A 12,645-nucleotide genomic window follows, 5' to 3' on the forward strand; every position below is an offset into this window, starting at 1 on the left:
TTCGTTATGAAGGTATTTCTTGCTTCGACATGGTTCCAACTCTGCTGGTTTGCAGCGGTGCTTGGAACCTATCAATGGCAATGGGTCACGTTATTCCTTACTTTGGCAACCCTACTATATTGTCTGAAAAGCGATGCATCTTCGCTCAAAAGTATTGGTGTGATCGTCACGAGCGGGCTCGTGCTTGATACGCTCAATCAACAACTCTCGGTCTTTGTCTTTCCAACCCCATGGCTGCCAGTCTGGTTATTATGCTTGTGGGTTTTGTTTTCTTGGTATGCCTATCAACTTAAGTCAATTTTGTACCGTTTCCCAAAAACCTACGTATCAATAGTAGGTGGACTCGGAGGAACGGCGAGCTACTTCGCTGGCCATAAACTCCAAGCCGTTGAATTTCGATTCAGCACTGGCGCTACACTGGCAATGTTGTTTGTCGAATGGTGCGTCATGATGCTCTTGATACTCAAGGTGTACGGAAATGAAAAGCTTGAAGAGAGACTTAACTCAGAGACTGACTAGGTTGCTTGCGTTGGTAATAGTAACTGGTTCTTTTGCTCTGCAAGCTCAACCTGTTGGAAATAGCGAAGCTGCCAGCAACATTGCGAATTGGAAGGGGTGGAAAACTGTTGGAGAAGCCCAACTTACTTGGTTCATCTTCGATATTTATCACTCAAGATTAAAAGCGCCTGATGGAAAGTTCATCGTAAGCGATGACGTATCGCCACATCCCCTTGCATTGGAAATTAATTACAAGAGAGACATCAGTAAGCAACAGCTGCTTGATGTGACGGATGAGCAGTGGGCGAAACTGGGTTTTACTGACTCATATCGAAAAACTTGGATCAGCGAGCTCGATCGTATGTTTCCTGATATTCAAAAAGGTGACGAGCTTACTTATCTAACAGATGGAAAATTTGGTCAGCTGTTTTATAAGCAGGTTGGGGACGTGCAAGTAAAGAACGTTGGCATCATTGAAGACGAACGAATGAACGATGCATTTTTAGCTATATGGTTATCACCCAACACAGAATTCCCGAAACTCCGAAAACAATTGATAGGGCAGGTTAGATAGTGCTTAAACGAATTTTTAAATCAGCGACTTTAGTGGCAGCTGTTTTTCTTTCGGCATGTTCCGCTGACATTGATAATTACCGCTCTTCTACACCGACTTTTGACGTATTCGGTTATTTCGAAGGCGACATAAAGGCGTGGGGGATGGTGCAAGATTATACCGAACAGCAAACCCGTCGCTTTGAAGTCGATATAGTGGGTACTGTAGAGGGTGATACGCTGACGCTGGTGGAAGACTTCGTGTTTGATGATGGAGAGGTGGACCAGCGAATTTGGGTTATTACTAGATTAGAAGACGGTAGTTATGAAGGTAAGGCAGACGATATTATAGGTGTAGCAACAGGGGAAGAGCAGGGCAATGCGCTACAGTGGCAATATGACTTTGAGCTACAAATGGAGGATTCATCAGTGACGGTTGCTTTTGATGATTGGCTTTATCGTCAGGATGACAGACACGTTTTCAATCTAACGAAAATAAAAAAGTTTGGTGTGGAAGTAGGAACAATAACCTTGTTCTTCCAAAAGCAGCCATAACAAATGGGGCTGATCTTCAATTAGTAATCCATTCCATATAACTAAAATTATTTTCTCCCGACCTAACTCTCCTAACTAAAAAAGGTTGACGCTTTCGCGTCAACCTTTTAGGTATCTGGTCGTTACAGGAGGATTACAGCTTATCTGTCAGCTCGATTGCTTGACCGATATAGTTCGCTGGCGTCATCTCTTTCAGACGTGCTTTCTCGTGCTCAGGAAGATCAAGACCGTCGATGAAGTTACGCATTGCTTCGCCGTCAACACGCTTACCACGAGTTAGCTCTTTTAGCTTCTCGTATGGCTTCTCGATGCCGTAACGACGCATTACCGTTTGTACTGGCTCTGCTAGTACTTCCCAGTTCTTGTCTAGTTCAGCAAGAAGCGCTTCACGGTTTACTTCTAGCTTGCTGATGCCTTTAAGTGTCGAAGTGTAAGCGATGATAGCGTAGCCAACACCAACACCAAGGTTACGTAGAACCGTTGAGTCAGTTAGGTCACGTTGCCAACGAGAGATAGGCAGTTTCTGTGCTAGGTGGCCGAATACAGCGTTCGCAAGACCTAGGTTACCTTCTGAGTTTTCAAAGTCGATTGGGTTAACTTTGTGAGGCATTGTTGAAGAACCGATCTCACCAGCAATAGTTTTTTGCTTGAAGTGGCCTAGTGCAATGTAACCCCAAACGTCACGGTCGAAGTCAATCAGGATAGTGTTGAAACGAGCGATAGCGTCGAACAGCTCAGCGATGTAATCGTGCGGTTCGATTTGAGTTGTGTAAGGGTTCCAAGTTACGCCTAGAGACTCTGTGATGAACTCTTCAGAGAACTTGTGCCAATCTAGCTCTGGGTAAGCAGAAAGGTGTGCATTGTAGTTACCTACTGCACCGTTGATTTTCGCTAGGATCTCAACGTTTTCGATTTGCTTGAATTGACGCTCCATACGGTACGCCACGTTTGCCATTTCTTTACCCATAGTAGATGGAGAAGCAGGCTGACCGTGTGTACGAGATAGAAGAGGAATGTCGCGGTATTCCACTGCTAGTGCTTTGATAGCGTCGATTAGGTTACGGATTTCTGGAAGAATCACGTTCTCACGCGCTTCTTTAAGCATTAGAGCGTGTGATGTGTTGTTGATGTCTTCAGAAGTACATGCGAAGTGGAAGAACTCGTTTACTGCGTGCAGTTCAGGAACGTCTGCTACTTTCTCTTTTAGGAAGTACTCAACCGCTTTTACGTCGTGGTTAGTTGTACGCTCGATCTCTTTGATACGGCGTGCATCTTCTTCAGAGAAGTTTGCAGCAAGGTCGTCTAGGAATTGGTTTGCTTCTGCGCTAAACGCTGGCACTTCTGCAATTTCAGCAGTAGCAGCAAGCTTTTGTAGCCAGCGGATTTCAACGATAGTACGGTACTTTAGTAGACCGTATTCACTGAAAATTTCGCGTAACGCAATTGTCTTGCTTCCGTAACGGCCGTCTACTGGTGAAACAGCAGTCAATGCTGACAGTTCCATGATGTTCTCCTGAATTGGGTTTCTAAATTTCGTGAGCTTTATACCAATAACTGTGGCAATTGTCACGAATATTGCGCAAACGTTTGCGCGAGATTTGTTTTAGTCGAAAAAAATGAGCTCGCGATAAACGCGAGCTGCTTATTTGATATTTTACTACAGACGAGCAAGAAGGATTTGTGCTTGCTCTACCATCTTCTTGCGCCCGAAGATTAGGTGGCGACGCTTACCACCAACTTGACGCCAAAGAACTGCACTACGAATGCCAGATAACAACAGCGCACGAACTTTGTGTTGGCTTGCCGTCTGCTGCAGTACAGATGGCGTGCCCGTTACTTGAATGCGTGGGCCAATAGGGCTAACGACATCCAGATAGATGCTCGCTAAATTGCTGATCATTTGATCGTCTAGTAGCTCAAAGTGCTCTGACTGACGCTTGGCCATTTGAATACGATCACCAAGCTGAGACATAGCATCGTTACGAGAGCTTAACTTACGTTCTAACGCCATTAAACTAATAATGTAACGAGTAATTTCACTGCCTGATGGTGTGCTATCAATCCCTTTAACCAAGCATTCTAGGCCGAGCTTTAGATCGGCTTCGCGACCGAATACGCCAACTGTGTTAGCAGGGTTCGTGCTCAAAATAGCGTTGATTGATGTTTCAAAAGCATCTTGATCACAATGTCCGTTTCTCGCTACCTGTTGAACTAAAGCAACAGCTTGGCAAATCCCAGCGAAAGCGATAGTACGGTCATAAAGTGTATTCGCCACGTAACGACTCCTAAGCTTGAGAATATTTAATGCGTTGCTCGATGATGCCGCCACCTAGGCACACGTCACCTTTGTAGAACACTGCTGATTGACCTGGAGTTACAGCAATTTGTGGCTCGTCAAAGATAACTTTAATGTTTTCATCATCGATAGGGATGATTGTACAAGGAATATCTTCCTGACGGTAACGAGTTTTCACTGTGCACTTCATAACATCGCGAATTGGCTCACGATCTACCCAATGAAGTTGTGATGCAAGTAGACCTTCTGATTTCAACATTGGATGGTCTTTACCTTGAACAGCAATCAAAACGTTACGTTCTAGATCTTTCTCACCAACGAACCATGGGTCCTCGTTACCACCGCCGCCTTTACGGCCACCGATGTGTAGACCTTTACGCTGACCAAGTGTGTGGTACATCAGGCCTTGGTGTTGACCAATCACTTCGCCTTCTGGCGTCTCGATATTACCAGGCTGAGCTGGAAGGTAGCGACCGAGGAATTCTGTAAACTTGCGTTCACCGATGAAACAAATACCCGTAGAGTCTTTCTTCTTAGCGGTAATTAGATCTTGTTCTTCCGCAATGCGGCGCACTTCTGGCTTCTCTAGATCACCAACAGGGAATAGGCTACGTGCGATTTGCTCGTTGCTTAATGTGTACAGGAAGTAGCTTTGATCTTTGTTGCCATCTAGACCACGCAGCATCTGTGGTTTTTCACCATTTTCTGGGAAAGAGCGACGCACATAGTGGCCCATTGCAATGTAATCAGCATCAAGTACTTCATCAGCGAATTCTAGGAATGCTTTGAACTTGATTTCTTTGTTACAAAGAATGTCAGGGTTCGGAGTACGGCCAGCTTTGTATTCAGCAAGGAAGTACTCAAATACGTTATCCCAGTATTCGGCAGCAAAGTTGATAGTGTGTAGGTGGATGCCTAGCTTGTCACATACTGCCTGAGCGTCAGCAAGATCTTCTGCCGCTGTACAATATTCTTCGTTGTCATCTTCTTCCCAGTTCTTCATGAAAAGGCCTTCTACTTGGTAGCCTTGCTGCTTTAGAAGATACGCGGAAACAGATGAATCAACGCCGCCGGACATACCGACGATGACTTTCTTTTGGCTGTTATCAGACATTACTAAACACCACTTAAATAAACGGGATGCAGATTCTATCAGAATCCACAGACCGGTGACAGTTCCGAGATCGAAATCACAATTCGTTTCGCTGGATTTTTCTTCAACAAAGATTCGAACGAGTAATTTCGCAAGTATAGAAGAGGTATATATGGCATAGTTGGCCAAAATCCAAGAGGAAACACCAAATGACAGAAGAAAACCAATTTATGCAAGAAAGTGAGTTGATTGAAATTGTTGAAAATCAGCTCGAAGATGGCAACCCGCTTAAAGTAAAAGAAACCCTTATGCGTTTAATGATGACTGGCACACCACGTGAAGATGCGGTTGCGATGATGGCATGTGCGATGTCAATTGAGATTTTTGATGTGATGAAGAATGAAGGTGAGTTCAACCTAAAGCGTTATAGCGAGCACCTTGAGCAACTACCAGATCTCAGCTTTATGGAAGGTGAATAAGCCACCTAAAAGAAAAAAGTAGTCAGCAAACGTTTGCTATAATCGCTTTTATTGCTGCTTTATTATTAGCGGTATAGAATCCGCTCTCCTTTTCATCCCCTTACTCAGACTGACAATATGAAATTTCCTGGACAACGCAAATCGAAGCACTATTTTCCTGTTCATGCTCGTGACCCGCTGGTGAGCCAAGCACAAGAAAGCAAGAAGATGACGCGCACTCACATCATTGGTATTGACCAAACCTTGGTTGATATTGAAGCAAAAGTTACAACGGATGTGATTGAAAAGTACAGTCTGAGTAAAGGTCACTCTTTGGTTATCGATGACGAAAGAGCAGAAGAGTTATACCAGCAACTGAAAGAAGAGAACTTGATTACCAATGAGTATGCGGGCGGTACAATTGGTAACACGCTACATAACTACTCCGTGCTAGCGGATGATCGCTCCACACTACTTGGAGTGATGAGCCAGGATATTAGGATTGGCAGCTACGGTTACCGTTATCTTTGTAATACATCAAGCCGCATGGATTTGAACTACCTACAAGGTGTAGATGGTGCAATTGGCCGTTGTTTTGCTCTTATCACAGAAGACGGTGAACGTACTTTTGCTATCAGCGAAGGGCAAATGAACCAACTCCATCCTGATAGCATTCCAGAGAAAATCTTTAAAAATGCATCAGCACTTGTACTGACGTCATATCTAGTACGTTGCAAAGACGGCGACCCAATGCCGGAAGCAACAATGAAAGCGATTGAGTACGCGAAAAAGAATGATGTGCCTGTTGTTCTGACTTTAGGCACAAAGTTTGTTATTCAAGATGACCCTAAATATTGGCAAGAATTCATTAGAGATAACGTTTCAGTCGTTGCGATGAATGAAGATGAAGCAGAAGCTCTGACGGGGGAATCTGATCCACTTGCTGCGTCTGATAAAACATTGGAGTGGGCTGATCTAGTATTGTGCACGGCGGGTCCTGTAGGTCTATTTATGGCTGGGTATACGGAAGATAGCGCGAAGCGCGAAACTTCTTTGCCATTACTTCCTGGGTCAATTGCTGAATTTAATCGTTATGAATTTAGTCGCCCGGCGAAAAAAGACTCATGCGAGAAGCCAATAAAAGTGTACTCGCATATCTCGCCATATATGGGTGGCCCAGAAAAAATTAAGAATACAAATGGCGCAGGTGATGCCGCGTTATCTGCTGTTCTTCATGATATGGCAGCAAATAAATACCATAAAGAAAATGTGCCTAATTCAAGCAAGCACAGTAACGAGTATTTAACTTACTCTTCTTTTTCTCAAGTCTGCAAATACGCAAACCGCGCGAGCTACGAAGTTCTCGTGCAACATTCACCACGATTGTCGCGCGGACTTCCTGAGCGAGAAGATAGCCTAGAAGAAGCATACTGGGAACGTTAATACGAAGCAGTTTAATTAACTATTCTGTAACTAAAGTAAAAGGCACATTAAGAAATGTGCCTTTTTTATTTGTAATGGTTTAAATAAAAAAGGCTCCCTATGGGAGCCTTTTAAAAATAGCACGGATCTAGATTAGGAACTCATCCAGAGATTTACCTGCATCAAGTTGCTCTTGAATCGCCGAAGGTGTACGACCTTGGCCAGTCCAAGTTTTCTCATTACCGTTTGAATCTGTGTATTTGTATTTAGCAGGGCGAGGTGCGCGCTTCGCTTTGCCTTTCGTCTTAGTTTCGCCAGATAGCGCAGTAATAAGTGCTTCCACGTCAATACCGTCTTGAGCGATTTTCTCAGCAATCTCTGCAAGCTTAGCTTCTTGCTCTGCTTGTGCTGCGCGTTCTGCTTCTTCTGCTTCACGACGCTCATCTACGACAGTAGTGAGTTTATCTAGAGCTTCTTCCAATTGTTCTAGAGTCAGCTCACGAGAAAATGCACGAAGGCTACGGATATTTAGAAGGGTTTTAGTCAGCTCTGACATAACGATTCCTATTAAAAGGTTAATGTGTTGGGCACTTTTTATCGTTACGATTAAATAATGCCAATCTATAAATAAACAAAGAGTCCTTATATTTAACTTTATCTTTTCCTTATGTGCAAATGCTAAATCAAGATTTTGTTTAAATTTGACTATTTTTTAAAGCAATTAATATTATTACACTCGAAATAAATCATTATTAGATGAGAACTAAAATCAACAATCATTATTGTATAGAGAGAGTGACAGCTTGGTTTTTTATAAAAAAATTTGAGTTATTACTTAAAAATATGAAGCATCCATCTTTAATGGTGTGTCATATATCCTTAATTTATTGATATAAGATAAACCATGATATTTCTAAGGTAGTAATAATGTTTCATAAATAACATGATTGATGTGATTTCAGTTGCACAAAACTGATGGAAGTAGGCAAGGTTTATAAATTATCTCAGCCACTATTTATTTGTTTAATTTAGTTTGATGTGTTGCATTGACTCTCATCATAAGTACAATGGCTGCCACCTGATGCAATATTGCAGACAATTTGTTGTTAATTTGTACAGTTAGTGGTTAATTGTTTGTTGTTGCCGTAGAGGCGCGGTCTCGAAGAGTAGCTATTATTGGGGTGATGCCAATGAATAATAGTGGAAGGCGAAGATTGCCGAAGTAAGTAACTCATCAAAGTTACTTGCTGGGGTTGTATCTGAAAGGAACAACACTGCCATAGTATATATTCACATTAAACTATGGAGCGCTACTGTAGGGTTGGGTGGAGTGTTCGCTTCCCTGTCGCTAAGTTCAACATGAGCACGTATCGTATGCTACGTGACTTGTCTGCAGTAGATCTCTAGCCAAACTTTGGTTTTTGAAGATCATGAATTTAATAGATTTTTCTAGTTCTCCTGTTTCATTATTGCCACCTATTGTCGCTTTGACTTTGGCGATTTTGACTCGACGTGTATTAGTTTCCTTGGGTGTAGGTATCGTGCTAGGTGCGGTGCTACTTAATAGCTGGTCTATCAGCGACACCGCAGGTTACGTCAGTTCTCAAGTTTCTTCTGTCTTTATTGAAGATGGCGGAATTAACACTTGGAACATGAGCATTGTTGGTTTCCTAATCTTATTAGGTATGACAACAGCTTTATTAACGCTATCTGGCGGTACTCGTGCTTTTGCTGAATGGGCACAATCTCGAGTGAAGAGTAAACGCGGCTCCAAACTTCTTGCCGCCTTTTTAGGCGTATTCATTTTTGTCGATGATTACTTTAATAGCCTTGCTGTTGGTGCGATCTCTCGCCCAGTAACCGATCGCTTTTATGTGTCTCGCGCTAAGCTTGCGTACATTCTAGACTCAACCGCTGCTCCAATGTGTGTAATTATGCCTGCTTCTAGCTGGGGTGCTTACATTATTACTATTATTGGCGGGATCTTAGTCTCACATGGGATCACAGAGTATTCGGCTCTTGGCGCATATGTTCGTCTTATTCCAATGAACTTCTACGCCGTTTTTGCGCTGCTAATGGTGTTCGCTGTTGCGTGGTTTGGTCTTGATATTGGTAAAATGCGTGAGCATGAGATCTCTGCATCGCAAGGTCGTGGCTTTGATAAAGACAAAGAAAATGACTCGCAAGAAGCGCATGACCTAAACGAAGAGCTAGATATCCGTGAAAGTGAAAAGGGTAAAGTGTCAGATTTGATACTTCCTATCGTGACGCTGATTATCGCGACTATCGCTTCAATGCTTTACACGGGTGGCCAAGCATTGGCTGCTGATGGTAAGGAGTTTGCGCTTCTTGGTGCTTTTGAAAATACAGATGTAGGTACATCACTAATCTACGGTAGCTTGCTTGGCTTAGCAGTTGCACTGTTTACTGTTGTGAAGCAAGGTCTACCAATGGCTGAGATCGCACGTACACTTTGGATTGGTGCTAAGTCTATGTTTGGTGCGATTCTAATCTTAGTATTTGCCTGGACCATTGGTTCTGTTATCGGTGATATGAAGACAGGTACTTACCTTTCGACAATGGCGCAGGGCAATATCAACCCTCATTGGCTCCCAGTTATCCTATTCTTGTTGTCTGGCCTAATGGCGTTCTCAACAGGTACTTCATGGGGTACGTTCGGCATCATGCTTCCAATCGCTGGAGACATGGCTGGCGCAACAGACGTAGCGCTAATGCTACCGATGCTGAGTGCGGTTTTAGCTGGTGCGGTATTCGGTGACCATTGTTCACCAATCTCAGATACGACTATCCTGTCATCGACGGGTGCACGTTGTAACCACATTGATCACGTATCAACACAGCTACCTTATGCATTATCAGTCGCGCTTGTTTCATGCGTCGGCTTTATTGCCCTTGGTATGACTGCTTCAATTGCGTTCTCGTTCATTGCAGCGTCGATAACATTCGTTATCGTTTGCGCTATTTTGTCATGGCTTTCAAAGTCTAAAATAGCGTCTTGCCAGAGTGCGTAAGTTGTTTTGAATAGATTCGTTACAGAGGGAAGCTCCGCTAATTTAGCGGAGCTTTTTTTAACGCGACTTAGGTGAGGGGGGCAATCGCGTTTTTGGGGATAAAAGTCTCGTGTTAAGAGCGAATTGTTTGTGTACCGAGCTCTCCTTGATGGGCTGTAATGGAAAAGCAATCCATCTTCTTCTTAGTTCTAAGCAAAGACTATGCCCATTTTAAGCTTTTGATTTTTAATACAGAAAAATCCGCATGGTTGCGATGCAGAGTTAACTAAATGATATCTAAAGAGTTACCTGTTACACAGTGTTACGTTACACCTATACAGTATTTAAACATTTAAGTTGTATTTCTTTATTAATCGATAAAGCGTTGTTCTTGAAATGCCGAGGTGACGTGCAGCCGCACTCATATTGTGTTTATTTTCTTCGATAGCTTGCAGTAGGTAGTCGAGATCAATTTGGTCCACAGAAGGGAGCAATTGCCTCTCATTGTTATCAAGGCCCAAGTCAGCGACGAGAAGCGTGTGATCTTCACACATCACAATTGCTCGTTGGATGACATTACGCAGTTCTCTTACGTTGCCTGGCCAACGATGTTTGAGGAGTTTGGCTTTTACCTTATCAGACATTTTTTGTACCTGACCATGAGACAGATCTGCTAGGAAGTGTTCAGATAAAATAATAATGTCTTTTCCACGCTTTCTCAGTGGAGGGATAGTTAATGGCAATATATTAAGCCGATAGAATAGATCTTCACGAAATCCTCCTTGTACGACCTCATTTTTCAAATCCACGTGGCTTGCTGCAATGACCCTACAGTCCACGTCAATGAATTTATCCGCTCCGACTTTATGGATTTGTTTACTCTCCAAAAAGTGAAGGAGGTGGATTTGTAGGTCTGGTGGCATGTCACCAATTTCATCAAGAAATAGGGTGCCTTTATGTGCCTTTTGAATAAAACCTATACGCTCTGAGATTGCGCCTGTAAATGCTCCTTTTTCATGGCCGAAAAGCTCGGATGCAATAAGACCACTCGGAATGGCTCCACAGTTGACTTCCACAAAAGGTGCTGAGTGTCTGTTCGACAATTGATGAATAAGGCGAGCGCAAAGACCTTTCCCAACACCAGTTTCACCCTGAATGAGGACTTCAGCATCACATTGAGCGTACTTTTGTATTGCAGTACGAAGTTCTTGGATACAGGCACTATTGCCGATCAACGGGTATAGTGCCGTATCGTCGAAATCTACAGCTTGTTTATTACTACCGTTACGCAGTTTCATTGTTAATCACTATTTTTTGCCCCGCTCTAATAATAGTTTTGAATGACTTGTCTCAAACGTGAGTTGCTGTCTCTTTATTGAGAAAAGTGTCAATTAATGGGTTGGGTACGGTCTAAATAGTTGTTTTGGTGAATATTCATACTATTCTTCGCTTTCTTCGTCAGAGTAGAGCTGATTGGAGGTGCTCTTTCTACCAGAGTATTCAATATGGAAAAGAATTTAATTTCATTTAAATCAATGTCTTGTGAAAAATATTTAGAAAATATTCAATTGAGTATTGAAAAATATAGAATCCTTAGTTAGTGTGGTTACTAACAAAGCAACTCAAAAAGAGCCTTAAATAAGTATGCGTAATTTTGTAATGAACATTCATCACCATCATCACCCAATCTAGTCTTTCGGGCGATGTACGCATACCCGGGAGGCAGGAAACTCCCGGAGGTAAAATCAAAGTAAAAGCAGATTTTAAACCCTCGGGAGACTTCAATCTCCCGAGGGTTTTTTAGTTTTATTAGTTTGAAAAATACTTAGATATCAAAATCTTGCATAGGGACAAAGCAATGCAAACACAACGTTTAAGAATCGCAATTCAGAAAAAAGGTCGTCTTAGCAAAGAGAGTCAAGCTCTACTAAAACAGTGCGGCGTAAAGTTCAACGTAATGGGCGAGCGTTTAGTTGTCCATTCTGAAAATATGCCAATTGATTTACTCTTGGTTCGTGATGACGACATCCCAGGTTTAATTATGGATGGCGTGGTTGACCTTGGCTTTATTGGCGAAAATGAACTAGAAGAAGTTCGCCTTGACCGCAAAGCATTAGGTGAACCCTGCGAGTTTGTTCAGCTTCGTCGACTTGATTTTGGTGGCTGTCGTTTATCTATCGCAATCGACAAGGACGAAGAGTACAACGGTCCACAAGACTTAGCTGGCAAGCGTATTGCTACAACGTATCCTCAACTTCTAAAAGCGTACATGGATGAAGCCGGCGTTCCATTCTCTACATGTATGCTGACAGGCTCTGTAGAAGTTGCGCCTCGCGCGGGTCTCGCTGATGCTATCGCTGATTTGGTTTCTACAGGTGCAACACTGGAAGCGAACGGCCTTAAAGAAGCTGAAATTATCTTCAAATCAAAAGCGACATTGATTCAACGCACAGGTGAGTTCGACGCAGACAAAGTGGCGCTAATCGAAAAGCTGTTAACTCGCATGCAAGGCGTACAACAAGCAAAAGAATCTAAGTACATTATGCTTCACGCCCCAGCAGAGAAGTTAGATCAAATTAAAGCACTACTGCCAGGTGCTGAAGACCCAACTGTTCTTCCTCTTTCTGCAGATAAGCAGAAAATGGCTGTTCACTTAGTGAGTTCTGAAAACCTGTTCTGGGAAACAATGGAACAGCTGAAAGAGTTGGGCGCAAGTTCAATTCTCGTTCTACCAATTGAAAAAATGATGGAGTAAGCATC

12 protein-coding genes, 1 riboswitch and 1 other annotated feature are annotated in these 12,645 nt (G+C 42.9%); of the genes, 7 read left to right on the forward strand and 5 right to left on the reverse strand.

Annotated features, from left to right (window positions below):
- Positions 1-6 precede the first annotated feature (6 nt).
- Genes R7Q39_RS03380 through R7Q39_RS03390 form a run of 3 tightly spaced genes read left to right on the forward strand, consistent with a single transcriptional unit; the run spans position 7 to position 1,605 of the window.
- Positions 7-519: a DUF2878 domain-containing protein gene (locus tag R7Q39_RS03380; protein WP_237305989.1), complete on the forward strand. Its 513-nt coding sequence runs from the start codon at positions 7-9 to the stop codon at positions 517-519.
- On the forward strand, positions 479-1,072 hold the full coding sequence (locus tag R7Q39_RS03385; protein WP_237305988.1) for a chalcone isomerase family protein: 594 nt from the start codon (positions 479-481) through the stop codon (positions 1,070-1,072). Before R7Q39_RS03380 ends, R7Q39_RS03385 begins: the two co-directional genes overlap by 41 nt.
- The gene (locus R7Q39_RS03390; RefSeq protein WP_005378200.1) at positions 1,072-1,605 is read left to right on the forward strand and encodes a DUF3833 domain-containing protein; all 534 of its coding nucleotides are present in this window, start codon (positions 1,072-1,074) and stop codon (positions 1,603-1,605) included. Before R7Q39_RS03385 ends, R7Q39_RS03390 begins: the two co-directional genes overlap by 1 nt.
- A 133-nt stretch (positions 1,606-1,738) precedes the next feature.
- Here the strand turns inward: R7Q39_RS03390 and purB are convergent, their stop codons facing one another.
- The 3 genes from purB to mnmA form a co-directional block, all read right to left on the reverse strand.
- Positions 1,739-3,109: an adenylosuccinate lyase gene (gene purB, locus R7Q39_RS03395; protein ID WP_213968598.1), complete on the reverse strand. Its 1,371-nt coding sequence runs from the start codon at positions 3,107-3,109 to the stop codon at positions 1,739-1,741.
- A gap of 153 nt (positions 3,110-3,262) precedes the next feature.
- Positions 3,263-3,880: a high frequency lysogenization protein HflD gene (gene hflD / locus R7Q39_RS03400; protein ID WP_005378194.1), complete on the reverse strand. Its 618-nt coding sequence runs from the start codon at positions 3,878-3,880 to the stop codon at positions 3,263-3,265.
- Between the two features lie 10 nt (positions 3,881-3,890).
- Positions 3,891-5,015 carry a tRNA 2-thiouridine(34) synthase MnmA gene (gene mnmA, locus R7Q39_RS03405; protein WP_005378192.1) on the reverse strand — a complete coding sequence of 375 codons (1,125 nt, stop codon included), beginning with the start codon at positions 5,013-5,015 and terminating at the stop codon, positions 3,891-3,893.
- 188 nt (positions 5,016-5,203) lie between these two features.
- Between mnmA and R7Q39_RS03410 the strand changes: the two genes are divergently transcribed.
- A complete protein-coding gene (locus R7Q39_RS03410) occupies positions 5,204-5,473 on the forward strand; it encodes a hypothetical protein (protein WP_005378190.1) in 270 nt (89 codons plus the stop codon).
- 117 nt (positions 5,474-5,590) lie between these two features.
- Positions 5,591-6,895, forward strand: a complete 1,305-nt coding sequence (locus R7Q39_RS03415) for an inosine/guanosine kinase (protein WP_262590665.1) — start codon at positions 5,591-5,593, stop codon at positions 6,893-6,895.
- A 127-nt stretch (positions 6,896-7,022) separates the two neighbouring features.
- On the opposite strand, the gene R7Q39_RS03420 is transcribed toward R7Q39_RS03415, so the two are convergent.
- The gene (locus R7Q39_RS03420; RefSeq protein WP_005378185.1) at positions 7,023-7,430 is read right to left on the reverse strand and encodes an H-NS family nucleoid-associated regulatory protein; all 408 of its coding nucleotides are present in this window, start codon (positions 7,428-7,430) and stop codon (positions 7,023-7,025) included.
- A gap of 582 nt (positions 7,431-8,012) precedes the next feature.
- Positions 8,013-8,195: riboswitch (Lysine riboswitch) on the forward strand.
- A 109-nt stretch (positions 8,196-8,304) separates the two neighbouring features.
- Between R7Q39_RS03420 and tet(35) the strand changes: the two genes are divergently transcribed.
- Positions 8,305-9,906, forward strand: coding sequence for a tetracycline efflux Na+/H+ antiporter family transporter Tet(35) (gene tet(35), locus R7Q39_RS03425; RefSeq protein ID WP_005378182.1), 1,602 nt, complete (start codon positions 8,305-8,307; stop codon positions 9,904-9,906).
- Between the two features lie 323 nt (positions 9,907-10,229).
- On the opposite strand, the gene R7Q39_RS03430 is transcribed toward tet(35), so the two are convergent.
- The gene (locus tag R7Q39_RS03430) at positions 10,230-11,183 is read right to left on the reverse strand and encodes a sigma-54 interaction domain-containing protein (protein WP_005388056.1); all 954 of its coding nucleotides are present in this window, start codon (positions 11,181-11,183) and stop codon (positions 10,230-10,232) included.
- A gap of 369 nt (positions 11,184-11,552) precedes the next feature.
- Positions 11,553-11,690, forward strand: a sequence feature (His leader region).
- A gap of 53 nt (positions 11,691-11,743) precedes the next feature.
- Here R7Q39_RS03430 and hisG point away from each other — a divergent pair.
- Positions 11,744-12,640 carry an ATP phosphoribosyltransferase gene (gene hisG / locus R7Q39_RS03435; RefSeq protein WP_005378180.1) on the forward strand — a complete coding sequence of 299 codons (897 nt, stop codon included), beginning with the start codon at positions 11,744-11,746 and terminating at the stop codon, positions 12,638-12,640.
- Positions 12,641-12,645: the final 5 nt, after the last annotated feature.

Origin of the sequence: Vibrio sp. 947 (assembly GCF_033339115.1) — a bacterium.
GTDB classification, from domain to species: Bacteria; Pseudomonadota; Gammaproteobacteria; order Enterobacterales; family Vibrionaceae; genus Vibrio; species Vibrio alginolyticus.